The organism is Craterilacuibacter sinensis, assembly GCF_009831765.1.
GTDB lineage: Bacteria > Pseudomonadota > Gammaproteobacteria > Burkholderiales > Chromobacteriaceae > Craterilacuibacter > Craterilacuibacter sinensis.
Genome location: NZ_WSSB01000001.1, coordinates 189,715 through 215,075 on the forward strand (window position 1 = coordinate 189,715; position 25,361 = coordinate 215,075).

Genomic DNA, 25,361 nt, shown 5'->3' on the forward strand with positions numbered 1-25,361 from the left:
ATGCCATGATGATATCCGGCGCGGGACGCGTCAATAAAACAAGGGTGATAGAGTGATGCTGAGCTTGAATGTTGTGGGTGCGGGACGGCTGGGCAAGGTGCTGGGGCGACTGGCGCAGGACTCGGGGCGCTACCGGGTGGCGGCGGTGTTGTGCCGTGACCGCTCGCATGCGCGGGAGGCCGCCGCTTTTGTTGGTGCGGCGCAGGCGCTGGATACGCTGGCGGATCTGCCGCCGGCCGATTTGACCCTGATTGCCGTGCCGGATGGCGCCATTGCCGCCGTTGCCCAGGCGCTGGCCGATGCGCAGGTCGTGCGCCCGGGGTCTGTGGTTTTTCACGCCAGCGGCGCGTGTTCGTCTGCCTTGCTGGCCCCTTTGACGCAGCAGGGGGCGCTGGTGGCCAGTCTGCATCCGGCGTTTTCTTTTGCCGAGCCCGAGCGCGCGCGGCAAACCTTTGCCGGCAGCTTGTGCGCGCTGGAAGGCGAGGAGGCGGCGTGCGAGCGGCTCGCGCAACTGGTGGTAGCCATCGGTGGCGAGGCTTTTTATCTGGAGGGCGAGGGCAAGGTCGCCTATCACGCGGCCTTGAGTATCGCTTCCAATTATCTGGTGACGCTGGTGGCACTGGCCGAAGGCGTAGCGGCCAATGCCGGTATCGAGCACGCGGTTGCGCGGCGCCTGTTGGGCGGCCTGATGCGCCAGTCGCTGGACAACGCGCTGGCGCTGGGGGCGGAAGCGGCCCTGACTGGCCCTATTGTGCGTGGTGATGTCGCGACCGTGGCGTCGCACCTGACGGTGCTGGATAAGGGGCAGGGTGCCTTGTATCGCGCGCTGGGCCAGGCCACGGTAGAGCTTGCCGGGGACAGGCTGGATGCAGGGCAGCAGGCGGGCTTGCTTGCGGTATTGGGGAATAGGGAATAGGGAATAGGGAATAGGGAATAGGGGCGGCTGGCGGGTTTCGTCTTTCGGGATGGGGGAACCGGGAACCGGGATCTGCAGTGTTGACGCGAGCGTGCCTGGCCGAAACACTGAAACCCGAGTCCCGAGTCCCGAGTCCCGAGTCCCGAGTCCTACTCCCTGATCCCGAATACCTGTCTCAGGTAGGCGAGAAAGGTCGCGTCGGTGGGCATGGTTTTGCCCGGGCTGTCGGACAGCTTGGCGACCGGCTGGCCATTGCAGCTGACCAGCTTGAGGACGATCTGCAAGGGGGTGAGCCCCATATCGTTGCTGAAATTGGTGCCGATGCCGAAGCTCACCTGGATGCGTTCGCTGAAATGCTGGTGCAGCGCCAGCGCCTTGTCCACATTGAGCGCATCGCTAAAGACCAGCATCTTGCTGTGTGGCGGGATGCGTAGCGCCTGATAGTGGGCAATGGCCTTTTCGCCCCAGAGATAAGGGTCGCCGCTGTCGTGGCGCAGCCCGTCAAACAGCTTGGCAAAATAAAGATCGAAGTCGGCGAGAAAGGCATCCATGCCTACCACGTCGGTGAGCGCGATGCCCAGATCGCCGCGGTATTCCTGTACCCACGCTTCCAGTGCCGCCTTTTGAAAGTCGCGCAGGCGCACGCCCAGCGCCTGAAATGCCTGAAAAAACTCGTGCGCCATGGTGCCGATCGGGGTGATGCCCAGTTGCCACGCCAGATAGACATTGCTGGTGCCGCGAAAAATATCGGGAACTTCCCGGTGCAAGCTGGCGACGACATGGGCGTGCCAGTCGCGCGAGAAGCGGCGGCGGGTGCCAAAGTCGGACAAAAGCAGCGGGCCATGGCCGGCAGGGCGCTCAGTCTGGCTGAAAGCTTGCAGGCGGGCGATTTTCTCTTGCAGCCGGTGTTGGCCTTCGGCGCGCACGGCGCTATTGTCCAGTGGCTGGAAATAGAGTTCGTTGACGATGGCGAGCACGAAAATCTCGAAAAACATCGCCTGTATCATCGGGCCCTTGATGCTGACCAGCAGTTCCTCCCCCTGTTCTGTCACGCGGATAAAGCGCCGCTGCAGATGGAACAGCTCCAGATAGTCGACAAAATCGCTCTTGATAAAGCGCAGGCTGCGCAAATAGCCCAGTTCGTCCTGGGTGAAGTGCAGCGCGCACAGGGCGTCCAGTTGCGCTTCGAGTTCGTTTTTCAGCGAGGAGAGCGGCCGCTGCGGCGTATTGCGGCATTTAAAGGCGTATTCGCCATGCGCGGCCGGGAACTGGTGCAGCACCACCTGCAGCATGGTGAACTTGTACAGGTCGGTGTCTAGCAAGGAGGTGATGATGGGGGGCATGGCCGGCATAGGGCTGCGGTGTCCGCTTGATAAGGATGGGCTTAAGCGGCCGCGCCGTATGCCGGCGCGGCGCTGTTTTTATGCGTGAACGATAAAGATGGCCGGGCGCTTGTGAAAGTCGGGCGCGTCTTTGGGCCAGTCGGCAACGGGCAGGCTGACGATGGTCTGGCCAGGCAGGGTCAAATCGGCCGCCACACACAGGCGGGTGGACGGCGCGAGCGTTTTTCTCAGCTCGGCCAGCATGGTGTTGTTGCGGTATGGCGTTTCGATAAAGACCTGCGTCTCCTTGTTCTGGCGCGAGCGCGCTTCCAGCGCCTGAATGGCGTGGGTGCGGTCGCTGCCGTCAACCGGCAGGTAGCCGTGAAAGGCGAAGCACTGGCCGTTGGCGCCGGAGGCCATCAGTGCCAGCAAGATGGACGATGGCCCTATCATGGGCTCCACCCGCACGCCCTTGGCGTGGGCCAGTGCCACCAGCTGCGCACCGGGGTCGGCAACGGCCGGGCAGCCAGCTTCGGATACCAGGCCCACATCCTGCCCGTCCAGCAAGGGCTGCAATAGCGCCGCGACATCGGCCTCTGGCGTGTGTTCGTTCAGCGTGTTGAGCGTCAGCTCGCGTATCGGCGTGGTCACGCCCAGCGCCTTGAGGTGCTTGCGCGCGGTTTTTTCAGCCTCGACTACAAAGGTGGTGATATGGATGACGCGCAGGCGTTCGTGCTCGGGCAGCCACGGTGTGTTTTCATCGCCCAGCGGCGTCGGAATCAGGTAAAGGGTGCCGGTCATCAGAGTATGTCTATGTCTTCGTTGATTAGCATGCTGATCAGGGCGAACAGGGGAACGCCGATCAGGGAATTGGGGTCGTCGGATTCGACGCTTTGCAACAACGCGCCGCCCAGCCCCTCGCTTTTGGCGGCACCAGCGCAGTGCAGGGCATCCGGTTCGCGGCTGAGGTAGGTGCGGATCTGGCTTTCGCTTAATTGGCGCAAGGTGACGCGGGTCAGGCCGACGTTTTCCTGCAGGCGGCCGCTTTTGCTGTTATAAAGCGCCAGCGCCGAGTGGAAGACGACGGTGCGCCCGCTCATCCATTGCAGCATGGCGACGCCGTTTTCAAAGCTGCCGGGCTTGCCTATCTGCTGGCCGTCAAGCAGGGCAACCTGGTCGCCGCCTATGATTAGCGCGTCGGGATAGGCATCGGCCAGCGACATGGCCTTGATGCGTGCCAGACGCACCGCTGTTTCCAGTGCGCTTTCGCCGGCGAGCGGCGTTTCGTCGCAAACGGGGGCGGCGCAATGGATAGGCAGGCCCAGACGTTCGACGATTTCGCGCCGGTAGCGCGAGGTGGAGGCAAGTACGATGGCTTTTTGCATGTTGAGGCTTGATTGCTTTGACAAATCCGTGGCGGCAATTATATCATCTCGCGTTTATGTCTAACCCGATTTTGATCGATCCGCTCGCGTTTGGCCGTGATGGCCAAAGTCGCAATGGTCGCCGCACCATCGCCGACCTGGATGAACGTGTACTGGAAAACCTCGCTGACAACAGCGGGGCGGTTCAGTTTACGGCTGAAGGCTTTATGGATGGCTCGCGCCGCCCGTCTCTCCGGCTCAAGGTGACAGGGACAGTTAATGTCATCTGTCAGCGTTGTCTGGAGCCTATGGAATATCCCATAGAGAGTGAAGCCGTACTGACGTTCTTCCGGGACGAAGAGAAACTGGCTGCCGCTGTCGAGGACAACGAAGAACTCGATGCCGTTATGGCCGAGGAAGAGTTGGACGTGATCGCGCTGGTCGAAGACGAGATCATCATGGGCTTGTCCTTGTCACCCAAGCACGATCAGTGCGGTGACGAGTTGCTTGAGCACGGCAAAGCCGGAAAGCCGAATCCGTTCGCGGTGCTGGCTGCGCTCAAGAAACCCAAGTCCGAATAAAGTTTGAATTTTTTAGGAGTCAATCATGGCCGTTCAGCAGAACAAAAAATCCCCATCCAAGCGTGGCATGCACCGCGCCCACGATTTCCTGACCGCTCCTTCGCTGGCTGTTGAAGCGACGACCGGTGAGCGTCATCTGCGTCACCACATCAGCCCTAACGGTTTCTACCGCGGTCGCCAGGTTGTGAAGGCCAAGAGCGAGTAATCGTTCACCTTGACTTCCTGTTCAATACAACAGGTAGTTGACTACCGAAGACGCTGATGAGTATCACCGTAGCGGTGGATGCCATGGGTGGTGACGTTGGACTCAAGGTCACCATTCCCGCATCCATCCAATTTCTGCACGACCATCCCGACAATAAATTGATTCTTGTGGGTGACAGCACGGCCATCGAAGCCGAGCTGCATTCGTGCGAGCCGCGTTTGCGTTCGCGCATCGAGATCCAGCATGCGACCCAGGTCGTAGACATGGACGAAGCGCCCCAGCTTGCACTCAAGAACAAAAAAGATTCGTCGATGCGGGTGGCTATTAATCTGGTCAAGGAAGGCCGCGCCCAGGCGTGTGTTTCCGCCGGGAATACCGGTGCCTTGATGGCAACCGCCAGATTTGTCCTGAAAACCATTCCGGGTATCGACCGTCCCGCCATTGCCAAGCTGATGCCTACCGTTCGCGGCACCACTTGCGTACTGGATCTGGGCGCCAACGTCGATTGCACACCGGAACAACTGCTGCAATTTGGCATCATGGGGGCCGAACTGGTCGCCAGCGTGTCGCATCAAGCGCGCCCGACTGTGGGCTTGCTGAATATCGGCTCCGAAGAGATCAAGGGCACCGGCAATATCAAGCTGGCCGCCGAACTGTTCCGGGCGTCCGAACTGAATTTTTACGGTAATGTCGAAGGCGACGATATCTACAAGGGTACGGTAGATGTGGTGGTATGCGACGGCTTTACCGGCAATGTCGCGCTCAAGACTTCCGAAGGTCTGGCGCACATGATTTCCGTTTTCCTGCGTGAAGAGTTCACCCGCACCTGGTGGACGCGCCTGTGTGCGCTGGCCGCAATGCCGGTGCTGAAACACTTCAAGTCGCGCGTCGATACCCGTCGTTATAACGGTGCCAGCATGCTGGGCTTGAGGGGCATTGTGGTGAAGAGCCACGGTGGAACCGACGCGATAGGATTCCGTTTTGCGCTGGAGCAGGCTTGCGAGGAAGTCGACTCCGACGTAATAGGCCACATTACCGACCAGGTCGCGCTGCACCAAGAGAACAGACAGCGCGCCGAGGCCCAAGCGAATCAGGTTCCTGCATAATATGATTTATTCCCGCATTCTTGGCACCGGCAGCTATCTGCCACCTACGGTGCTAAGCAATGCGACGCTGGCCGAACGGGTGGAGACCTCCGATGAATGGATTGTCTCCCGTACCGGTATCCGCGAGCGTCGTATTGCTGACCCCGATCAGAAAACCAGCGATCTTGCCCTGCATGCCGCCGAAGCGGCGATAGCCAGTGCCGGCATAGACCGCAACGAGATCGATCTGATTATTGTTGCCACCACCACGCCGGATATGGTGTTTCCCAGCGTAGCCTGCCTGTTGCAGGAAAAGCTGGGCATTCATGGCGGCCCGGCTTTTGATGTACAGGCGGTATGTGCCGGCTTTATGTACGGGCTGGTGACCGCCGATGCCTATATCAAGGCGGGTCTGGCTACCAAGGCGCTGGTGATCGGCGCCGAGGTGCTGACGCGCATCCTGGATTGGGAAGACCGCCGTACCTGCGTGCTGTTTGGCGATGGTGCCGGCGCCGTGATACTGGGCGCATCCGATACGCCGGGCATCCGTCACGCCAAGCTGGCCGCCGACGGGCGCTACAAGGACATCCTGAATACACCGGCGCAGATTTCCGGTGGCAAGATTCAGGGCATGCCTTATCTGTTTATGGATGGCCCGGCGGTATTCAAGTTTGCCGTCAAGGCGCTGGCCGATATCGCCAACAAGACGCTGTCCGAAGCGGGCGTGGCGCAGAGCGAAGTGGACTGGCTGGTCCCGCATCAGGCCAATTTGCGCATTATCGAATCGACTGCCAAGCATCTGAAGCTGCCGATGGAGCGGGTGATTGTCACTCTGCCCGAACAGGGTAATACCTCGGCGGCATCGATTCCGCTTGCACTGGATACCGCCGTACGCGATGGCCGTATCCAGCGCGGCCAGACTGTTTTGTTGGAAGGCATAGGCGGCGGTTTTGCCTGGGGTGCCGTATTGCTGACGTACTGAGCCTGCCGGCCATGCCGGCGGACATTGCGCGCTAGGCGCGACATCTTCAAGGGGGCTGTATTATGGCTTTTGCTTTCGTTTTTCCCGGTCAGGGCTCGCAGAGCCTCAATATGATGGCCGGCTTCGAAGGTCTGCCTGTTGTCCGGCATACTTTCGCTGAAGCATCCGATGCTTTGTCGCTGGATTTGTGGGCCATGCTGAACGCCGATTCGGCCGACGCTATCAACGCGACTGTTAATACCCAGCCTATTATGCTGGCCGCAGGCTACGCGACATATCTCGCGTGGCAGGAACTGGGCGGTGTCCAGCCTGCGGCATTGGCCGGCCATAGCCTGGGCGAGTACACCGCCCTGGTGGCGGCGGGTGCCTTGCCGTTTGCCGAAGCCATCAAGCTTGTGCGCCTGCGCGCCGAAGCGATGCAGGCGGCGGTGCCGGCCGGAGTGGGGGCGATGGCCGCCATTCTGGGGCTGGCGGACGCCGACATCGTGGCGGCTTGCGCCGAAGCGGCGCAGGGCGAGGTTGTCGAGCCGGTGAACTTCAATTCGCCAGGGCAGGTCGTGATTGCCGGGAACAAGGCCGCCGTCGAGCGTGCCATGGGTCTGTGCAAGGACAAGGGTGCCAAGCGCGCCTTGCCGCTGCCGGTCTCCGTGCCTTCCCATTGCGCGCTGATGCGCCCTGCTGCTGACCAGCTGGCGGTGGCGCTCAAGAACGTGCATATCAATGCGCCGGCCATTCCGGTACTGCATAACGCCGATGTGGCCAGCTATCAGGATGCGGATCAGATTCGTGATGCGCTGACGCGCCAGCTGTATAGCCCGGTGCGCTGGACCGAAACGGTGCAGAAGCTGGTGGCCGACGGCCTGCCGCTGATGGCCGAGTGCGGCCCGGGCAAGGTGCTGGCCGGTTTGGGTAAACGCATAGACAGCAGCGTGCGCTGTCTGGCGCTGGTAGATGCTGCTGCGCTGGAAGCCGCGCGCAGCGAACTGCTCTGATATTGCAGGGAAGGGGACGCTATGAGCTTGAAGGGTAAAGTAGCACTGGTCACCGGCGCATCGCGCGGCATTGGCGCCGCCATTGCCGACTCGCTGGCGCGCGAAGGCGCGATCGTGATCGGAACGGCGACATCGGAAGCCGGTGCCGTGGCGATTTCGGCACGGCTGGCCGAGTTTGGCGGTCTGGGCATGGAGCTGAATGTCACCGCAGATGACGCGATCGAGAATCTGGTGGCTGTGATTGAAAAACAACACGGTGCCATCGCCATTCTGGTCAACAATGCCGGCATCACTCGTGACGGCCTGCTGATGCGGATGAAGGACAGCGACTGGGACGACATCATGGATACCAACCTCAAGTCGGTATTCAAGGCTTCCAAAGCGGTGTTGCGCGCCATGATGAAGGCGCGCGTTGGCCGGGTGATCAATATCGCCTCGGTCGTTGGCGTGATGGGGAATGCGGGTCAGGCTAACTATGCAGCGGCAAAGGCGGGTATCATCGGCTTTACCAAGTCGATGGCGCGCGAAGTGGGCAGCCGCGGCATCACGGTGAATTGCGTGGCTCCGGGCTTTATCGATACCGATATGACCCGTGCGCTACCCGAGGCACAACGTGAGGCGCTGGTTGGCCAGATTGCGCTAGGGCGCTTGGGCGATGCACAAGATATTGCCGATGCCGTGGTGTTTCTGGCGTCGGACAAGGCGGCTTATATCACGGGCCAGACCTTGCATGTAAATGGCGGGATGTTGATGCCCTGAATGAATTTATGATGAATCATAAATTTTTAGTTGGGCTACTCTAATTTTTTTTTGTAGAATACTCGGGTTCAGCTTGTCCCGAAACAGAAAGGCGAAGGGTTACAAATGGAAAATATCGAAGCGCGCGTCAAGAAAATCGTCGCTGAGCAACTGGGTGTGAACGAAGCCGAAGTGAAGATCGAATCTTCCTTCGTCGACGATCTGGGTGCAGACTCCCTTGACACCGTGGAACTGGTGATGGCCCTCGAAGAAGAGTTCGAGTGCGAAATTCCGGATGAAGATGCCGAGAAGATCACCACCGTGCAGCAGGCTGTTGACTACGTCACTGCCCACCTGAACAAGTAATCCCTTCACGGGATTGTCCAAGACCTCTGCCGGTGTGGCCATGGCTCACCACGCAGGGGTCTTTCAGTTTTTACTGCCCAAACGTGTGTTTGACTGTCCTGTATCAAGCAAGGCAGTGGCAGGATCACGCAAGACAGCTTTTTTCTCTTTTAATGGAGAGTCCCTGTGTCAAAACGCAGAGTCGTAATCACCGGCCTCGGTCAGGTGTCCCCGGTCGGTAACGATGTGGCTAGTGCATGGGCCACGCTGCTGGCTGGCAAGAGCGGCATTGGTCGTATTACCCGTTTCGATGCCAGTGATCTGGCGTGCCAGATCGCCGGTGAAGTCAAAGACTTCGATATCACCCAATATATTCCTGCCAAGGATGCGCGCCGCATGGATGCTTTCATCCATTACGGTATCGCTGCGGCCTTGCAGGCCATTACCGATTCCGGTCTGGATGCGCACGAGCGTCTGGACAAGACCCGCGTCGGCGTCAATATCGGTTCCGGTATCGGCGGCTTGCCGCTGATCGAGGACACCGGTGTCGCCTTGATCGAGGGCGGCCCGCGCAAAATCGGCCCGTTCTTTATCCCCGGCTCGCTGATCAATATGATTGCCGGCCATGTGTCCATCCTCAAGGGCTATCAGGGCCCGAGCTACGGCATTGTGTCGGCGTGCACTACCGGTGCGCATTGCATCGGTGACGCTGCGCGCGTGATCCAGTACGGCGACGCGGATGTGATGGTGGCCGGTGGTGCCGAGTGCGCGATTGCCCGTCTGGGTATCGGCGGTTTTGCCGCCATGAAGGCGCTGTCCACCCGCAACGATGATCCGGCTGCTTCGTCCCGTCCTTGGGACAAGGGTCGCGACGGCTTTGTGATGGGTGAAGGCGCCGGCGTGCTGGTGCTGGAAGAGTATGAGCACGCGCTGGCGCGCGGGGCGACCATCTATGCCGAGCTTGCCGGTTTCGGCATGAGCTCGGACGCATACCATATCACGGCACCGAATGCGGAAGGCCCGGCTCGCGGCGTGAAAAACGCGCTCAAGGATGCCGGCGTCAACGCCGATGAGGTGGATTACGTCAATGCGCACGGCACCTCGACGCCGCTGGGCGACGCCAACGAAACTGCTGCGCTCAAGCTTGCCTTCGGCGACCATGCCCATAAGCTGGTGGTGAACTCGACCAAATCGATGACTGGCCACCTCTTGGGTGGCGCGGGCGGGGTGGAGGCGATCTACTCCATTCTGGCGCTGCATCATCAGGTTTCGCCGCCGACTATCAACTTGCAGGAGCAGGACTTCGAAGCCGGTTGCGACCTCGACTATGTGGCCAATACTGCGCGTGATATGAAGATCGATGTGGCCATCTCCAACTCCTTCGGTTTTGGTGGTACCAACGGTACGCTGGTATTCCGCAAGATCTGACCGGACTGTCCGGCCTTGACGGAAAAAACCGCTGCGATACACTCGCGGCGGTTTTCTTTTTTTCAGCCTGCGCCACCTTGCGGACGATACATGTTTAGCCGATTACTCGATTCAGTCCCTGATCTTCTGGCGCTTTATGCCGCCGACCGGGCCACTTTCCCCTATCTGTTGCAGTCTTCCGGCGACATGGGCTGGGACATCCTGTTTGCCCTGCCACAAGAGACCCGTATCTATCAGGGCGGGGAGGGGGCGGCTTTTGTGGCCGATCTGCGCGCCTTGCCGGTGGATACGTCCTTGCCGGCGCAGCACCTGCCCTTTAGCGGCGGCTGGTTTGTTTATCTGGGCTATGACTTGCTGTCCGAATTCGAGCCTTCGGTGGCACCGGCGCTGGCCGACAGCTTTCCGCTGGCGGCATTGTCGCGCATTCCGGCGGCGGTTTTGGTCGAGCGTAGCAGCGGCCAGGCGACGCTGATGGCGGAAAGCGCCGAGCTGCTGGAAGATTTGCAGCTGCGGGTGCAGGCGTGTCCGGCTTTTGCTGCAAGGCCTGTACAGCTGGCTGCGCTGGAGGAAGATCCCCCGCACTGGTATACCGATGCCGTATTGCGCCTGAAGGATTACATCGTCGAAGGCGATGTGTTCCAAGTGAATATTTCGCGCGGCTGGCGTGCCGAGCTGGCCGCGGGATTGCGCGCTGCCGATCTGTATGCCGCCTTGCGTCTGGCCAATCCGGCGCCTTTTTCGGCGCTGGCTGATCTGGGGGGCGCCCAGATTGTCAGCTCCTCTCCCGAGCGTCTGGTGCGGGTGCGCGATGGCTGGGCTGATACGCGGCCGATTGCCGGCACCCATCCGCGCTCCAGGGATGCGGCCGAGGATGCGGCGCTTAAGCAGCGTCTGGCTGACAGCAGCAAGGAGCGCGCCGAGCATGTGATGCTGATCGATCTGGAGCGCAACGATCTGGGGCGGATTTCACAGCCGGGTACGGTCGAAGTGAACGAGCTGATGGCGATCGCCAGCTATGCCTATGTGCATCATATCGAATCCAATGTACGCGGGCGCATCCGTCCCGATGTCACCCCGGTGGAGGTGCTGCGTGCGCTGTTTCCCGGCGGCACCATTACCGGTTGCCCCAAGGTGCGCACCATGCAGATTATCCGCGAGCTGGAGAACAGTGCGCGCCGTGCCTACACCGGCAGTCTGGGTTATCTGAACCACGATGGCACGCTGGACCTGAATATCCTGATCCGTACCTTTATGCAGCAAGAGCAGCAGCTGCGCTTCCGGGCCGGTGGGGGTATCGTGGCCGACTCCGACCCCGAGCGCGAATTGCAGGAGACGCGGCACAAGGCGCGCGGCCTTTTGCGGGCACTGGGTGTGGAGCAAGCCTGATGGTGCTGGTCAATGGCGAACTTGCCGATACCCTGAGCGTGCATGACCGTGCACTGGCTTACGGTGATGGCGTCTATCGCACGCTGGAGCTGATCGACGGGCAGCCGCGGCTATGGCCGTGGCAGTGGGCGCGCTTGCAGGCGGATTGTGCTGCGCTGGCCTTGCCCTGCCCGGACGAGACGGTGTTGCTGGCCGAGCTTGCGCGTGCCGCATCCGGTCTGGCGCGCGCGGTGGCCAAGGTCACCATCAGCCGCGGTCAGGGGATGCGCGGCTACGCCATCCCTGTGGCTGCTGCGGGTAGCCGGGTGGTGGCGGTGAGTGCATGGAGTGGCTACCCGCCTGCCTGTGCCCGGGAGGGGATTGCTGCGCGCTGGTGCGATATGCGTCTGGCCATCCAGCCGCGCCTGGCCGGCATCAAGCATTTGAACCGGCTGGAAAATGTTCTGGCGCGCTCGGAGTGGCAAGACCCGGTGCTGCGCGAGGGGCTGATGCTGGATAGCGAAGGCTATGTAGTGGAAGGCACCATGAGCAATCTTTTTGTGCTGCGTGGTGGCGAGGTGCTGACCCCAGCGCTGGATCGTTGCGGCGTGAGCGGTGCGCTGCGTGCCTGGCTGCTGGATAGCTTGCCTGCGCTGGGGTATCTTCCGAAAGTGGTGCGCCTGTTGCCGCAGGATGTGCTGATGGCGGACGAGGTTTTTCTGTGCAATAGCCTGATCGGCATCTGGTCGCTGGCAAGGCTGGATGAGCGCATCTGGGACGATTTTGCCCTGGCGCAGCGCCTGCAGGCGCGTCTTGCACGCGAGTCTTAATCCTCGGTACCCTCAAGCGGCCAGTACTCAAACCATTCGGCATGGCGCTCGCCACAGGCTTCGTCTAGTCCATGGCAAGCCAGCAACTGCGCCAGTGCCTGTCCGAATACCTCGCGCTGTTTAATCCCCGGGTAGACTTCCATCCAGGTGTTCGCATCATCGCAGCGGCGCAATAACTGGCCCTGTATGCCGCTTTCCTGTGCCAGCGCCGCCTGCATGGCGCTTATTTTTTGCGCCAGTTTGGCCGTAGCTTGAGGTGGCCGGTAGTAGATGTAGAGGGATGTCATCGTCGCTTACCGCTAATTCGCTTATCATAGAGCGCATTCAATCATCGGATGGCGCGCTTGTGAAGGCGCCAGTGGCAAAACGGGGATAGCGTGGCGGAACAAGGGGCGATAGGAACATTGGTGGTGGCCGGGGTCGGCCTGATCGGCGGCTCGCTGGCGCTGGCGGCACGCCATGCCGGCCGGGTCGGTCGGGTCATCGGTGTCGGGCGCTCGCCGGCCAATATGCAGCGCGCGCTGGAGTTGGGCGTGGTGGACGAGGTGAGCCACGATATCGCCGAGGCTTGCGCGCGTGCCGACATGGTGCTGCTGGCAACGCCAGTGGGACAGATGGCGGCGCTGATGCGCGCCATGGCGCCGGTGCTGCCCGCGCATACCATTGTGACCGATGCCGGCAGTACCAAGGGTGATGTGGCGGCGCTGATGCGCGCATGTCTGCCGGCGCAGCTGGCGCATTGCGTACCGGCGCACCCGATTGCCGGCTCGGATCTGTCGGGGGCGGCGGCGGCCCAGTATGGCCTGTACCAGAACCGCAAGGTGGTGTTGACGCCTTTGCCTGAAACGGCTGCCGCAGCGGTGGAGGCTGTGCGCACCCTGTGGCAGGCATGTGGTGCCAGTGTGCATGAAATGAGTGCGGCCGAGCACGACAGCGTATTTGCCAGCGTGTCGCATCTGCCGCATGTGCTGGCTTTTGCCTTTGTCGACATGATTGCGGCGCACCCGGATGCGGCGCGCCGTTTTGATTTTGCTGCCACCGGCTTTCGGGATTTCACCCGTATCGCCGGCTCTCATCCCGAGATGTGGCGCGATATCGCGCTGGCCAACCGCGATGCCCTGCTGGCCGAGCTGGCCGACTACCAGGCACAGCTGGCAACGCTGGAGGCGCTGATCGCGAGTGCCGACGCCGATGCCATGCAGCAGTTGTTTGAGCGGGCGCGTCATGCCCGCCTTGCCTGGCACCAGCGCTTTGTGCGCGGCAACTGATGCCAGAGCTTGCCGCTTGTTTCAGTCCGGTTTTTGCTGCCCGCCCATGCGCGTAAGGGTGTCGTCCTTGATCCGGTAGTGGTGCCATAGCGCGGCAGCGATATGCGCCAGCATCAGCCACAACACCACATTGCCCAGCGTCTCGTGTATTTCCTTGATGTCGTGGGACAGTGCGTCATCGACACCGAATAATTGCGGCAGCGGCAGGCTGAACAGGTGGACGGTGGCATCGCCGGCCTGCAAGGACCACAGGCCGAAGACGGGGGTGATGACCATTAAGGCGTACAGCGTCCAGTGGATGATATGGGCCAGCAGCATGTCCAGCGCGCTGGGGGGCGGGGTGATGGCCGGTAGCTTATTGCCCAGCCGCCATACGATGCGTGGCAGCACCAGCAGGAAAATGATGATGCCGAAGTTGATATGCCACAGCCACAGCTCGACCCGTGCTTCCGACTGCCTGGGGAAAAAATCCTTGATCTGCGCCAGCGAAAGCACAATGATCACGGCCAGCGCGCTGAGCCAGTGAAAAGCACGGGCTACGCTGCCGTAGCTATGGCGACTATTGAAGAGCATGGGTTTTTTCCTTTTTTTACTCTTTCAGTCTTACCATTAAAGCAGCTGCCCGCCGTCTTTGTATCAGGATTTCTCACAGGCCTGACGGATGATCGCCTCCTTGTCGGCCGGCTGCCAGCCCGGCGGTTTCAACAACTTGCCGTCGCTGCGGCGCAGCACCTTGCCGTCGGTACTTTTTGCGAGATTGGCCGCATGGATGGCATTGAACATGGCTTCCAGCGGCAAGCCTTGTGACAGCAGCAGTCCGGCCAATACATTCAGCACATCGACCCCTTCGGCTGCCAGTTCTGCGCGGGCGCGCTGCAGTGCGGCACTGTCACCCGTATCCACCGCCTTGTAGTCAGCCAGCGCCTGGCTGAACTCCTGCCATTCCTCCGTCAGCATGGTGTCCCAGAGCGCCAGACGCTGCGGCAGGTATTCGGGTGTATCAGGAATGGGGAAGTCGAAGCGCTGCATGAAGTCGCGACGCGCAGCAAAAAAGTCGCTCATGGAGGGCCTCTGGTGGCTTAAGAAAAACGGCTGCCGCAAGGCAGCCGTAGCATCGGAAACGGGTTTAGTCAGCTTCGGTCAGCGAGGCCAGTGCGTCGAAATAGCCGGGGAAGGTCTTGGCGACGCAGTCCGGGTCATTGATGGTGACCGGCGTGCCTATCAGCGAAACCAGCGAGAAGCACATGGCCATGCGGTGGTCGTCGTAAGTGTCTATCTGTGCATTGGCGGTGAGTTTTTCCGCTGGTGTGATGCGGATGAAATCCTGCCCTTCTTCCACCGTGGCGCCGAGCTTTCTCAGCTCGGTGGCCATGGCCGACAGTCTGTCGGTTTCCTTGACGCGCCAGCTCTCGATATTGCGCAAGGTAGTCGTGCCTTCGGCCGCCAGCGCAGCAACTGCCAGGGTCATGGCCGCATCCGGGATATGATTGACATCCAGATCGATGGCTTGCAGCGGTCCTTGCGCGGCGGCTTCTATCCAGTTGTCGCCCATGCTGATCTTGGCACCCATCTGCGAGAGCGCTTCGGCAAATTTTACATCGCCCTGTATGCTGTTGCGCCCGACACCGCTCACCCGTACCGGGCCACCGCCCAGCAGGCCTGCCGCCAAAAAATAGGACGCGCTGGAGGCATCGCCCTCGACATGGATTTCGCCCGGGGACAGATAGCTTTGCCCGCCGGCAATGGTAAAGCGCTGCCAGCCCTTGCGTTCGACCACGACGCCGAAGCGCGCCATCAGTTTGAGCGTGATCTCGATATAGGGCTTGGAAATCAGCTCGCCTATCACCTCGACCGTGACGGTGCTGCCAGTGAGCGGTAGCGCCATCAAGAGTGCCGTCAGAAACTGGCTGGACACATTGCCTTTGACCGGAATCACCACATGGGTGTCGATATGGCCCGGGGCGATGGCCAGTGGAGGATAGCCTTTAGTGCCCTGATAGCGGATATCGGCACCGGCCACCTTGAGTGCGTCGACCAGGTCGCCTATCGGGCGCTCATGCATGCGCGCAACACCCGAGAGCTGGTAGTGGCCGTTCATCAAGGCCAGTGCGGCGGTCAGCGGGCGAAAGGCGGTGCCGGCGTTGCCCAGGAATAGTTCGGCATTCTTGACCGGAAACTCGCCACCGGCACCTTGCACCAGAAAGTCGCGGCTTTCGCCCTGGCGTTCGATCTTGACACCCAGCAGGCCAAGGGCGCCCAGCATATGGCTGATGTCGTCTGCGTCCAGAAGGCCGCAGACACGCGTGCTGCCGTGCGCCAGCGCCGCCAGCAGCAGGGTGCGGTTGGAAATGCTTTTGGAACCGGGCAATTCGACGGTTCCGGCGATACGGGCTATCGGTGCAAGATGAAGCTGTTTCATGACGAGATGCAAAATCCTGGTAGTGGCTGTGCCGGTTAATTAAGGGCGAGCGGGTGCCGGAATGTGGCCGTCCGGCAGTTCGCTGGGCTAGAATCTTCTTTTTAGTCAGGTCGGAGCGCGCATTGATGGCGGCTCCGCAGGAAAGAAGTTAAACGATCATGACGATTGCTGTCATCACTATTGATGGTCCATCCGCTTCGGGTAAGGGGACGGTGGCTGCCTTGGTTGCGGCAAAACTGGGTTTTGCCTATCTGGATTCGGGTGCCTTATACCGTTTGACAGCACTTTATGCGCAGCGCTGTGGCACAAGCTGGAGCGACGAAGCAGGCGTGGCGGCTCTGGCCCGTACCTTGCCGGCCGAATTTCGTGATGGCGGAGTGTATCTGGCTGGCGAGGCGGTTGACGATGCGATCCGGGCCGAGGAAATCGGCATGGGTGCATCCGCCATTGCCGCCCTGCCTTTGGTGCGTGAGGCTTTGCTGGAGCGCCAGCGTGCCTACCGGGTGGCACCGGGTCTGGTGACCGATGGTCGCGACATGGGTTCGGTGGTTTTTCCCGATGCCAGCCTCAAGGTTTTCCTGACTGCAGATGCTCAGGTTAGAGCCGACCGGCGCTATAAACAGTTGATAAGCAAGGAAGATTCTGCTAATCTGCCGCGCATTCTGCAGGACATCACCGAGCGGGACGCACGCGATGCGGCCCGCAGTGTGGCGCCACTGCGGCAGGAGCCGGATGCCCGTCTTCTCGATACCAGCGAAATGACAGTCGACCTTGCAGTGGCGGCAGTGCTGGGCTGGTTCGAGCAGTCGGTCTGATCCGGCCATTGAGTTTGTAGTACCCGTCTGTCCGATGTCGGCCAGACGTTTGACCAACCCTAACCCCGCGTGTCGCAAGGCATGCACGTGTGAGTAATCTTAATGACTACCTCCGCTATGGAAAACTTCGCCCAACTGTTTGAAGAATCCCTGGAACTCCAGGAAATGCGCATTGGCGAAGTGATCACTGCCGAAGTTATCGGCATTGATTCCAACTTTGTAACCGTGAACGCCGGCCTGAAGTCCGAGTCGCTGGTTCCGGTCGAAGAATTCAAGAACGACAACGGTGAAGTCGAAGTCAAGATCGGTGATTTCGTCACCGTTGCGATCGACGCCATCGAAAACGGCTTTGGTGAAACCAAGCTGTCGCGTGAAAAAGCCAAGCGTCTGGCGGCCTGGATTGATCTGGAAGAGGCTCTGGAAGCCGGCAAGATCCTGTCCGGTCTGATCAGCGGCAAGGTCAAGGGTGGTCTGACCGTTATGGTCAACGGCATCCGCGCCTTCCTGCCAGGTTCCCTGGTTGACGTGCGTCCAGTCAAGGACACCACTCCATACGAGAACAAGCAGGTTGAGTTCAAGGTTATCAAGCTGGATCGCAAGCGCAACAACGTGGTTGTTTCGCGTCGCGCCGTGCTGGAAGAGACCCTGGGCGAAGAGCGCAAGGCGCTGCTGGAAACCCTGCGCGAAGGCGTTGTGGTTAAAGGTATCGTCAAGAACATCACCGACTACGGTGCATTCGTTGATCTGGGCGGCATCGATGGCCTGCTGCATATCACCGATCTGGCATGGCGTCGTGTGAAGCACCCATCCGAAGTTCTGGCCGTTGGCGATGAAGTTGAAGCCAAGGTTCTGAAGTTCGATCAAGAGAAGAACCGTGTATCCCTCGGCCTGAAGCAGCTGGGTGATGATCCATGGGTTGGTCTGTCCCGTCGCTATCCGTCCGGCACCCGCCTGTTCGGTAAAGTGACCAACCTGACCGACTACGGTTCTTTCGTTGAGATCGAACAGGGTATCGAAGGTCTGGTTCACGTGTCCGAAATGGACTGGACCAACAAGAACGTTCACCCATCCAAGGTTGTTCAGGTTGGTGACGAAGTTGAAGTCATGATCCTCGAGATCGACGAAGAGCGTCGTCGTATCAGCCTGGGTATGAAGCAGTGCCAGGCTAACCCTTGGGACGAGTTCGAGCAGAACTTCAAGAAGGGCGACAAGATCTCCGGCGCCATCAAGTCGATCACCGACTTCGGCGTATTCGTTGGTCTGCCAGGCGGCATCGACGGTCTGGTTCACCTGTCCGACCTGTCCTGGAGCGAAACCAGCGAAGAAGCTGTTCGCCGCTTCAAGAAGGGTGACGAAGTCGAGGCTGTTGTTCTGTCCATCGACGTTGAGAAAGAGCGCATCTCGCTGGGTATCAAGCAGCTCGAAGGCGATCCGTTCAACAACTACGTGGCCATGAACGACAAGGGCGCGCTGGTGAACGGCGTAGTCAAGACTATCGATGCCAAGGGCGCCGTCATTGCGCTGGACAGCGATGTTGAAGGCTACCTGCGTGCTTCCGAAGTGTCGCGTGACCGTGTCGAAGACATGCGTACCGTGATGAAGGAAGGCGATGCCGTCGAAGCGCTGATTATCGCTGTGGATCGCAAGACCCGCTCGATCAGCCTGTCGATCAAAGCCAAGGATGCACAGGACGAGACCGCAGCTATGCGTAACCTGACTGCCACTTCCGAAGCTAACGTCAGCGCTGGTACCACCAGCCTGGGCGCGCTGCTGAAGGCTAAGCTGTCCGGTAGCAACAACGAATAAGTTGCGTCATGACCAAGTCTGAGCTGATTGCGAGGCTGTCAGAGCGTTATCCTCAGTTGGTCTCCAAAGACGCTGAGCTGGCCGTCAAAACCATACTGGATGCGATGGCCGGCAGCTTGGCTCAGGGTGAGCGGATCGAGATCCGCGGTTTCGGTAGTTTCGATTTGAACTATCGTCCGCCGCGGGTCGGTCGTAATCCCAAGTCGGGTAGCAGCGTTGCCGTTCCTGAGAAGTACGTGCCTCATTTCAAGGCGGGCAAGGAACTGCGTGAACGTGTCGATTTGTCCGAACAGACAAGCTGACACTTGCTTTGACTTGCTCTAAAAACGCCGCACCTTCATGGTGCGGCGTTTTCTTTTGTACGCTGGTGCTTGGGGGCAGGGGGCGGATTCGTTTACACTTCAGGCCATAAATCGTCGTGAGTGAGCCCATGCGCTATTTTATCCGTCTGATCGAAATCATCCTGCTGGTCATTCTGGTGGCAGTTACCGTCCAGAATAGTGCCGTTGTCGAGTTCAAACTGCTTTTCGGTCAGTCGTGGCATGCGCCGCTGATCCTGTTCCTGCTGCTGTTCTTTGTGGCTGGGGCGGTGATCGGGCTGATTTCAACTTTCTCCTATTATTTGCGCGTACGCCGCGAGCTTTCCCAGCTCAAGAAAGAGTTGAGAAATCGTCAGGCCGGGCGTGTGTCGGCTGATCCCAGCGACGCACTGGCCGATTGAGTGCGCGCTTTGACTTCCCCCGGGGTTTATCTTTGGAACTAGATCTTTGGTGGTTATTGCTGTTCCCGGCCTTTTTTGCGCTGGGCTGGCTGGCTGCGCGTGTCGATATGCGCACTGTGCTCAAACAGGCCAAGGCCTTGCCGGCAGGCTTTTTTAAAGGGCTGGATGCGCTGGTCGACGACAAGACAGATGTCGCATCGCAGGCCTTGGCCGAAGTGGTGCGCCAAGAGCCGCAGTCGTTCGATTTGTCGCTGACGCTGGGCAAGCTGTACCGCAAGCGTGGCGAGAACGATCGTGCCATTCGCCTGCATCAGTCTTTGCTGGATGCACCCGATATTTCGCCCGAAATGCGCGAGCGCATGCGTTTCGAGCTGGCGCAGGACTTTCATAAGGCCGGTCTGGTCGACCGGGCTGAGGAAATCCTGCAAGGCTTGCTGTCCGGCAATATGGGCCTGTCTGCCCGCCAGCAGTTGCTGGATATTTACCAGCAGGACAGGGACTGGCTGAAAGCGATTGAAACCGCGCGCGAATTGCGTACCGATGCGCATTCGTTCCAGCATGAAGTCGCGCAATTTTATTGCGAGCTGGCTCAAGGCGAGCTTTATCGCTCCAATAGCGGCAAGGCGCGCGAGTATGTAGCCGAAGCGCTGGCGGTGAACCGCAAATGCGTCCGTGCCAGTCTGATTCTGGGCGATATCGAGTTTGCGCTGGAAAACTATCCGGCCGCGATTGCCGCCTGGCAGAAGATAGAGAAACAGAACTACGCCTTCCTTTCCATGGCTGCCGAGCGGCTGTTTGACGCCTATGAAAAACTGGGCAAGCCGGCCGAGGGCATCGCGCTGATCAAGGGCTATAGCGAGACTTTCCCGCAGCTGGAGCTGACCGACTTGCTGTACGAGAAGGTCGCGACCTATGAAGGGGAGGCGCGTGCGCTTAGCGTGACGCGCGAGGCTGTACATGCGCGCCCCAATCTTACCGGTGCTTACCGCCTGATCGAAGCGCAAATGGGCGGCTTGCTGACACAGGAAGGGCGCTCGGATGCCGAACTGGTGCGCGCCCTGGTGCTTAAGTATGCACAGCGCCTGACCCAGCACCGTTGCCGTCGTTGCAACTTCCGTTCGCGCGCCTTTTTCTGGCATTGCCCCGCTTGTGGCGAGTGGGAAAGCTTCAGTCCCAACCGCAGCGAAGGCTGAATAATTTTGTACAAGGATGTTGTCTGATGAACCCGCTGGTTTGTGCCGGCCTGCCCGTGCAGCCGTTGTCCCCTGTAATTGTCGCTTTTGATTTTGATGATGCCGCGACGGCTTTGTCGTTTGCTGCCCGTCTGGACCCGGCGGCCTGCCGTGTCAAGGTTGGCAAGGAATTGTTTACCGCCTCCGGCCGTTCCCTGATCGAGGCGCTGGTGGCGCGCGGTTTTCAGGTGTTTCTCGACCTGAAATTTCACGATATTCCTAATACCGTAGCCCATGCCTGCAAGATGGCGGCCGAGCTTGGGGTGTGGATGGTGGATGTGCATGCCTCGGGTGGCCGGCGCATGATGGAGGCCGCGTGCGAGGCCGTTGCACCTTACAGTCAGCGCCCGCTACTGATAGGCGTTACCGTACTGACCAGCATGGAAGCGGCTGATCTGGCCGAAATCGGCATCAGCCTGAGTCCGCAGGAGCAGGTGTTGCGTCTGGCACGGCTGGCGCAAAGTAGCGGCCTGGACGGGGTGGTCAGCTCGGCGCAGGAAGCCGCCAGTTTGCGCGCCGCCTGCGGTGAAGACTTCAAGCTGGTTACGCCGGGCATACGTCTGGCTGATGCGGTGGCCGATGACCAGCGCCGGGTGATGACGCCGACGGCTGCGCTGGCGGCGGGGGCGGATTATCTGGTGATTGGCCGCCCGATCACCAAGGCGCAAGATCCTTTGGCCGTACTGGCTGCGATTAATGATGACATTTGCGCGTTTCAGGCGCAGACGGTCTAGGTGGGGCGTATGCAACTGATTCAATCGCTGGGCCTGACCCAGGAGGCTTTGCGCGACCGGCTGAAGGCTGCGCGCGTGCTGGTGGTGGGCGATGTGATGCTGGACCGTTACTGGTTTGGCGATGCCACGCGTATCTCTCCTGAAGCACCCGTGCCGGTGGCTCGCATCGAAAAAATGGAAGAGCGTGCCGGTGGTGCCGCCAATGTGGCGCGCAATATTGCCGGTTTGGGGGGGCAGGCGACTTTGTTGTCGGTGGTCGGCGACGATGAGGCGGCGGATGCACTGGAGCGTCTGATGCAGAACGCTGGCGTCAAGACTTCGCTCAAGCGTGACGCCAGTATCGCAACCACCATCAAGCTGAGGGTGGTTGCGCGCCAGCAGCAGCTGATCCGCCTCGATTTCGAAGATACGCCCAGTCACGAGATCTTGGCGGACAAGCTGGACGAGTTTGCCGCCATCGTGGCGCAGCACGATGTGGTGATCCTGTCGGATTACGGCAAGGGCGGGCTGACCCATGTGGCGCGCATGATCGCGCTGGCCAATGCAGCCGGCTGTCCGGTGCTGATCGACCCCAAGGGTGAGGACTACAGTAAATACGCCGGTGCAACTTTGCTGACGCCCAACCGCAGCGAGTTTCGCCAGGTGGTCGGACGCTGGTCGGACGAGGCGCAACTGTGTGCCAAGGCCGAGGCGCTGCGCACGGAGTTGGCACTGACTGCCTTGCTGGTGACGCGCAGCGAGGAGGGGATGACTTTGTTCCAGGCCGATGGCGCCCTGCATCAGCCTACCTTTGCGCGCGAGGTGTTCGATGTGTCCGGTGCCGGCGACACGGTGATCGCGACACTGGGCTTGGGCTTGGCGGCAGGCTTGCCTATGGCGCAGGCGGTGACGCTGGCTAATGCCGCGGCCGGTATCGTGGTGGCCAAGCTGGGCACCGCCGTGTGTACGCAGCAGGAACTGTTCGCACTTTAAACGGGCTGCGGCGACGCCGGCCCAGGAGACACTTATGAGTATTGTGGTGACCGGCGCAGCCGGCTTTATTGGTTCCAATCTGGTCAAGGCGCTGAACGAGCGCGGCTTTAGCGACATCATCGCGGTCGACGATCTGACCGAGGGCGACAAGTTCAGGAATCTGGTGGATTGCAATATCTCCAACTACCTCGACAAAAGCGATTTTCTGGCGCTGCTGCTGGAAGGCGAGTACGAGGGCGAGATCAGCGCCATCCTGCATCAGGGCGCCTGCTCGGATACCATGAACCACGACGGCAAGTTCATGATGGAGAACAACTACCAGTACACGCTGGCGCTGTTTGATTACTGCCAGTCGGAAGATATCCCGTTCCTGTTTGCCTCCAGTGCTGCGGTGTACGGCGGCGGTACGGTGTTTCGCGAGAGCCGCGAGTTTGAAGGCCCGCTGAATGTCTACGGCTATTCCAAATTCCTGTTCGACCAGGTCTTGCGCCAGCGCATGGAGGAGGGGCTGACGGCACAGGCCGTGGGTTTCCGCTATTTCAATGTCTATGGCCCGCATGAGCAGCACAAGGGGCGCATGGCCTCGGTGGCTTTTCACAACTTCAACCAGTACCGCGCAAGCGGCAAGGTCAAGCTGTTTGGCGGCTGGGATGGATGGGCTGACGGCATGCAAAGCCGCGATTTCGTCTCGGTCGAGGATGTGGTCAAGGTCAATATGCACTTCCTTGACCACCCGGAACAAAGCGGCATCTTCAATCTGGGTTCGGGGCGTGCGCAGCCATTCAATGATGTTGCAGTCGCCACCGTCAATGCCTGCCGCCGCCACGAGGGCAAGCCGGCACTGTCCTTGGCCGAACTGGTCGAGCAGGGGACGCTGGAATATATCGACTTTCCCGATGCGCTCAAGGGTAAGTACCAGAGTTTTACCCAGGCCGATATCACCCAGCTGCGCGAGGCAGGCTACAGCGAGCCTATGCTGAGCGTGGAAGAAGGTGTAGACCGTTACGTCGACTTCCTGATGACGCGCTAAGTATTGTCAGTTGAGCCAAGGCCCGCGTGAAGCGGGCCTTGTTGTATCTGGCGCGCTCAACCCTTTTGTCATCGCGGCTGATTTTGTTGGGGCAGGCTGTATAATGCTCGTCTGTCATCAGGCGAGAGTCGTGAGCCGTGCCCGAATTCAAATATCTGCAAGACTTTGTCGGCAATACCCCGTTGGTCAGGCTCAAACACCTGCCCGGCAATACGTCCAATGTGCTGTTGCTCAAGCTCGAAGGCAATAATCCAGGCGGCTCGGTCAAGGACAGGCCAGCCCTGTCTATGATCCGCCACGCCGAGGCGCGCGGCGATATCCGGCCCGGTGATACCTTGATCGAGCCGACCAGCGGCAATACCGGCATTGGCCTGGCCATGGCAGCCACCATGATGGGCTACCGGCTGATTCTGGTGATGCCGGAAAATTCCAGTGTGGAGCGAGTGCAGACCATGCGCGCCTATGGTGCTGATGTCCGTCTGACGCCGGCGGCTCTGTCCATGCCTGGTGCCATAGACGAGGCGCGCCGTCTGGAACAGACCGGGGTCGGGCGCATCCTCGACCAGTTTGCCAACCCGGACAATCCGCAGGCGCACTATGACAGTACCGGGCCCGAGATCTGGCGCGATACGGCCGGTGCGGTGACGCACTTCGTGTCCAGTATGGGCACAACCGGTACCATTATGGGGGTGAGCCGCTATCTGAAGGCGCAGAACCCCGCGGTGAGTGTCATCGGCGTGCAGCCCGAGCCTGGCAGCCAGATTCCGGGCATACGCAAGTGGGAGGATGCTTATCTGCCCAAGATTTGCGACTACGCGCGTATCGATGATTTGCAGTTGGTGTCGCAGGCCGAGGCCGAGGCTGTGGCGCGGCGTCTGGCGTGCGAGGAAGGCATTCTGGCCGGGCCGTCATCAGGTGGCGCGCTGGCAGTCGCCTTGCGCCTGAATGCGACGCTGGAAAACGCCGTGATTGTTTCCATCGTGTGCGATCGTGGTGACCGTTATCTTTCCACCGGGCTTTTTGCCTGATTCTTGCGCAGGTTCTCCGTTTTATGTCGCAACACGAATTTTCTCCCGATGCCGCTGGCGAGTTGAGTCCGCAGGCGTGGTATCAGCAGGCTATCCAGCAAAAAGGCTTTATCCGTGACGAGGCGCAAGCTGCCGCCATCGAGCAACTGGATGGTTTATGGCAACAACTGGTCGAGTTTAAAAAAAAGCGCAACCGCTTTCTTGGCCGGTCCTTGCTTAAGCCAGCGGTGCCGCAGGGTTTGTATTTGTGGGGCGGGGTGGGGCGCGGCAAGAGCTTTTTGATGGATGCTTTCTTCTCCTGTGTGCCTTATACGCGTAAAAAGCGTGTGCATTTCCATCACTTTATGGCGGATGTGCATAAGGAACTTAAGAAACTGGCCGCAGAGAAGGACCCGCTGATCGCACTGGCTGAGCGTATGGCGCGCGCGACGCGCCTGTTGTGTTTTGACGAGTTTCACGTCAGCGATATTGCCGATGCCATGCTCTTGGGGCGCTTGCTGGAAGCGCTGTTTGCGCGCGGGGTGATTATGGTGATGACTTCAAACTATGCGCCGGATAATCTCTACCCTAATGGCCTGCAGCGGCAAAACTTTCTGCCTACCATCGCCTTGCTCAAGCAGCAGTTAAGGGTGCTGAATGTGGATGGCGGGCATGATTACCGCCTGCGCGAACTGGTGCGCGAGCCCTTGTTTCTGGTGCCGGATGATGCATCAGCGCTTGCCCGGCTGGATGCGATGTTTACCCGTATCTCTGGCGGCACGGCTTTGTTGTCGCCGCAGATAGAAGTGCTGGGTCGGCGCATCAAGTCGCAGCAGCGCACCTTGGGTGTGATCTGGTTCGATTTTGCCACCTTGTGCGGCGGGCCGCGTGCCCAGACCGATTATCTGGAAATTGCCCGTGAATACCATACCGTATTCCTGTCGGGTATTCCGAAGCTGGGCGCCGCGCAGTCGTCCGAGGCAAGACGTTTTACCTGGCTGGTCGACGTGTTCTACGACCACCGTGTCAAACTGGTGGCCTCGTCTGCCGTCGAGCCGGAAGATATTTACACCGAGGGCGTACACGCCGGCGAGTTTTTCCGCACCGCCAGTCGTTTGACCGAAATGCAGTCGCAGACTTACCTGTCATTGCCGCATCTGGTCAGCGAACCCACCCTGAGCGGAGTGGTCGAGACCTGAGGTTG

The 25,361-nt window shown here is 60.1% G+C and carries 29 protein-coding genes; 22 read left to right on the forward strand and 7 right to left on the reverse strand.

Annotation, left to right across the window (positions count from 1 at the left end; translation table 11 throughout):
* Nucleotides 1-55 precede the first annotated feature (55 nt).
* Nucleotides 56-916 (forward strand): Rossmann-like and DUF2520 domain-containing protein, encoded by an 861-nt coding sequence (locus GQF02_RS00955; protein ID WP_160794240.1) that lies wholly within the window; start codon nt 56-58, stop codon nt 914-916.
* Between the two features lie 149 nt (nt 917-1,065).
* On the opposite strand, the gene pncB is transcribed toward GQF02_RS00955, so the two are convergent.
* The 3 genes from pncB to GQF02_RS00970 form a co-directional block, all read right to left on the reverse strand.
* Entirely contained in the window at nt 1,066-2,268 is a 1,203-nt protein-coding gene (gene pncB / locus GQF02_RS00960) for a nicotinate phosphoribosyltransferase (RefSeq protein ID WP_160794242.1), read from the reverse strand.
* Nucleotides 2,269-2,337: 69 nt separating this feature from the next.
* Nucleotides 2,338-3,039 carry an SAM-dependent methyltransferase gene (locus GQF02_RS00965; protein WP_160794244.1) on the reverse strand — a complete coding sequence of 234 codons (702 nt, stop codon included), beginning with the start codon at nt 3,037-3,039 and terminating at the stop codon, nt 2,338-2,340.
* A complete protein-coding gene (locus tag GQF02_RS00970) occupies nt 3,039-3,623 on the reverse strand; it encodes a Maf family nucleotide pyrophosphatase (protein ID WP_160794246.1) in 585 nt (194 codons plus the stop codon). The genes GQF02_RS00965 and GQF02_RS00970 overlap by 1 nt, the downstream gene beginning before the upstream one ends.
* 56 nt (nt 3,624-3,679) lie before the next feature.
* Between GQF02_RS00970 and GQF02_RS00975 the strand changes: the two genes are divergently transcribed.
* The 10 genes from GQF02_RS00975 to pabC all read left to right on the forward strand — a co-directional run bounded on the left by GQF02_RS00975 (nt 3,680) and on the right by pabC (nt 12,153).
* A complete protein-coding gene (locus tag GQF02_RS00975; RefSeq protein WP_124734056.1) occupies nt 3,680-4,183 on the forward strand; it encodes a YceD family protein in 504 nt (167 codons plus the stop codon).
* Between the two features lie 25 nt (nt 4,184-4,208).
* On the forward strand, nt 4,209-4,388 hold the full coding sequence (gene rpmF, locus GQF02_RS00980; RefSeq protein WP_124734057.1) for a 50S ribosomal protein L32: 180 nt from the start codon (nt 4,209-4,211) through the stop codon (nt 4,386-4,388).
* Nucleotides 4,389-4,444: 56 nt separating this feature from the next.
* Entirely contained in the window at nt 4,445-5,494 is a 1,050-nt protein-coding gene (plsX, locus tag GQF02_RS00985) for a phosphate acyltransferase PlsX (protein ID WP_160794248.1), read from the forward strand.
* A gap of 1 nt (nt 5,495) precedes the next feature.
* Nucleotides 5,496-6,455: a beta-ketoacyl-ACP synthase III gene (locus GQF02_RS00990; protein WP_124734059.1), complete on the forward strand. Its 960-nt coding sequence runs from the start codon at nt 5,496-5,498 to the stop codon at nt 6,453-6,455.
* A 62-nt stretch (nt 6,456-6,517) separates the two neighbouring features.
* Nucleotides 6,518-7,447, forward strand: a complete 930-nt coding sequence (gene fabD, locus GQF02_RS00995) for an ACP S-malonyltransferase (protein WP_160794250.1) — start codon at nt 6,518-6,520, stop codon at nt 7,445-7,447.
* A gap of 21 nt (nt 7,448-7,468) precedes the next feature.
* On the forward strand, nt 7,469-8,206 hold the full coding sequence (gene fabG / locus GQF02_RS01000; protein WP_124734061.1) for a 3-oxoacyl-ACP reductase FabG: 738 nt from the start codon (nt 7,469-7,471) through the stop codon (nt 8,204-8,206).
* A gap of 105 nt (nt 8,207-8,311) precedes the next feature.
* The gene (acpP, locus tag GQF02_RS01005; RefSeq protein WP_124734062.1) at nt 8,312-8,551 is read left to right on the forward strand and encodes an acyl carrier protein; all 240 of its coding nucleotides are present in this window, start codon (nt 8,312-8,314) and stop codon (nt 8,549-8,551) included.
* Between the two features lie 165 nt (nt 8,552-8,716).
* On the forward strand, nt 8,717-9,958 hold the full coding sequence (fabF, locus tag GQF02_RS01010) for a beta-ketoacyl-ACP synthase II (RefSeq protein WP_160794252.1): 1,242 nt from the start codon (nt 8,717-8,719) through the stop codon (nt 9,956-9,958).
* 90 nt (nt 9,959-10,048) lie between these two features.
* Complete coding sequence (locus tag GQF02_RS01015; protein ID WP_160794254.1) at nt 10,049-11,344, forward strand: aminodeoxychorismate synthase component I; 1,296 nt, start codon at nt 10,049-10,051, stop codon at nt 11,342-11,344.
* Entirely contained in the window at nt 11,344-12,153 is an 810-nt protein-coding gene (gene pabC / locus GQF02_RS01020) for an aminodeoxychorismate lyase (protein WP_235930010.1), read from the forward strand. Before GQF02_RS01015 ends, pabC begins: the two co-directional genes overlap by 1 nt.
* On the opposite strand, the gene GQF02_RS01025 is transcribed toward pabC, so the two are convergent.
* A complete protein-coding gene (locus tag GQF02_RS01025; RefSeq protein WP_160794256.1) occupies nt 12,150-12,440 on the reverse strand; it encodes a DUF4936 family protein in 291 nt (96 codons plus the stop codon). The two genes, pabC and GQF02_RS01025, sit on opposite strands and share 4 nt — an antisense overlap.
* A 90-nt stretch (nt 12,441-12,530) precedes the next feature.
* Between GQF02_RS01025 and GQF02_RS01030 the strand changes: the two genes are divergently transcribed.
* Nucleotides 12,531-13,421 carry a prephenate dehydrogenase gene (locus tag GQF02_RS01030; RefSeq protein ID WP_328698582.1) on the forward strand — a complete coding sequence of 297 codons (891 nt, stop codon included), beginning with the start codon at nt 12,531-12,533 and terminating at the stop codon, nt 13,419-13,421.
* A 21-nt stretch (nt 13,422-13,442) separates the two neighbouring features.
* Here the strand turns inward: GQF02_RS01030 and GQF02_RS01035 are convergent, their stop codons facing one another.
* The 3 genes from GQF02_RS01035 to aroA form a co-directional block, all read right to left on the reverse strand.
* Nucleotides 13,443-13,994 carry a cytochrome b gene (locus GQF02_RS01035; RefSeq protein WP_160794258.1) on the reverse strand — a complete coding sequence of 184 codons (552 nt, stop codon included), beginning with the start codon at nt 13,992-13,994 and terminating at the stop codon, nt 13,443-13,445.
* Between the two features lie 63 nt (nt 13,995-14,057).
* Complete coding sequence (locus GQF02_RS01040; RefSeq protein WP_160794260.1) at nt 14,058-14,483, reverse strand: pyrophosphohydrolase domain-containing protein; 426 nt, start codon at nt 14,481-14,483, stop codon at nt 14,058-14,060.
* Between the two features lie 64 nt (nt 14,484-14,547).
* Complete coding sequence (gene aroA / locus GQF02_RS01045) at nt 14,548-15,840, reverse strand: 3-phosphoshikimate 1-carboxyvinyltransferase (RefSeq protein WP_160794262.1); 1,293 nt, start codon at nt 15,838-15,840, stop codon at nt 14,548-14,550.
* Between the two features lie 158 nt (nt 15,841-15,998).
* Here aroA and cmk point away from each other — a divergent pair, with 158 nt between their 5' ends.
* The 10 genes from cmk (at nt 15,999) to zapE (ending at nt 25,356) form a co-directional block, all read left to right on the forward strand.
* Nucleotides 15,999-16,655: a (d)CMP kinase gene (cmk, locus tag GQF02_RS01050; protein WP_124734069.1), complete on the forward strand. Its 657-nt coding sequence runs from the start codon at nt 15,999-16,001 to the stop codon at nt 16,653-16,655.
* A gap of 102 nt (nt 16,656-16,757) precedes the next feature.
* Complete coding sequence (gene rpsA, locus GQF02_RS01055; RefSeq protein WP_124734070.1) at nt 16,758-18,461, forward strand: 30S ribosomal protein S1; 1,704 nt, start codon at nt 16,758-16,760, stop codon at nt 18,459-18,461.
* Between the two features lie 8 nt (nt 18,462-18,469).
* On the forward strand, nt 18,470-18,763 hold the full coding sequence (locus GQF02_RS01060; RefSeq protein ID WP_124734071.1) for an integration host factor subunit beta: 294 nt from the start codon (nt 18,470-18,472) through the stop codon (nt 18,761-18,763).
* Between the two features lie 128 nt (nt 18,764-18,891).
* Nucleotides 18,892-19,182 carry a lipopolysaccharide assembly protein LapA domain-containing protein gene (locus tag GQF02_RS01065; RefSeq protein ID WP_124734072.1) on the forward strand — a complete coding sequence of 97 codons (291 nt, stop codon included), beginning with the start codon at nt 18,892-18,894 and terminating at the stop codon, nt 19,180-19,182.
* Nucleotides 19,183-19,214: 32 nt separating this feature from the next.
* Nucleotides 19,215-20,375, forward strand: a complete 1,161-nt coding sequence (gene lapB, locus GQF02_RS01070; RefSeq protein WP_160794264.1) for a lipopolysaccharide assembly protein LapB — start codon at nt 19,215-19,217, stop codon at nt 20,373-20,375.
* A 26-nt stretch (nt 20,376-20,401) separates the two neighbouring features.
* Nucleotides 20,402-21,148, forward strand: coding sequence for an orotidine-5'-phosphate decarboxylase (gene pyrF / locus GQF02_RS01075; RefSeq protein WP_160794266.1), 747 nt, complete (start codon nt 20,402-20,404; stop codon nt 21,146-21,148).
* 9 nt (nt 21,149-21,157) lie between these two features.
* A complete protein-coding gene (gene rfaE1 / locus GQF02_RS01080; protein WP_160794268.1) occupies nt 21,158-22,120 on the forward strand; it encodes a D-glycero-beta-D-manno-heptose-7-phosphate kinase in 963 nt (320 codons plus the stop codon).
* 34 nt (nt 22,121-22,154) lie between these two features.
* Nucleotides 22,155-23,150 (forward strand): ADP-glyceromanno-heptose 6-epimerase, encoded by a 996-nt coding sequence (rfaD, locus tag GQF02_RS01085; RefSeq protein ID WP_160794270.1) that lies wholly within the window; start codon nt 22,155-22,157, stop codon nt 23,148-23,150.
* A 137-nt stretch (nt 23,151-23,287) separates the two neighbouring features.
* Nucleotides 23,288-24,178: a cysteine synthase CysM gene (gene cysM / locus GQF02_RS01090; protein WP_160794272.1), complete on the forward strand. Its 891-nt coding sequence runs from the start codon at nt 23,288-23,290 to the stop codon at nt 24,176-24,178.
* Nucleotides 24,179-24,201: 23 nt separating this feature from the next.
* The gene (zapE, locus tag GQF02_RS01095; protein ID WP_220789264.1) at nt 24,202-25,356 is read left to right on the forward strand and encodes a cell division protein ZapE; all 1,155 of its coding nucleotides are present in this window, start codon (nt 24,202-24,204) and stop codon (nt 25,354-25,356) included.
* Nucleotides 25,357-25,361: the final 5 nt, after the last annotated feature.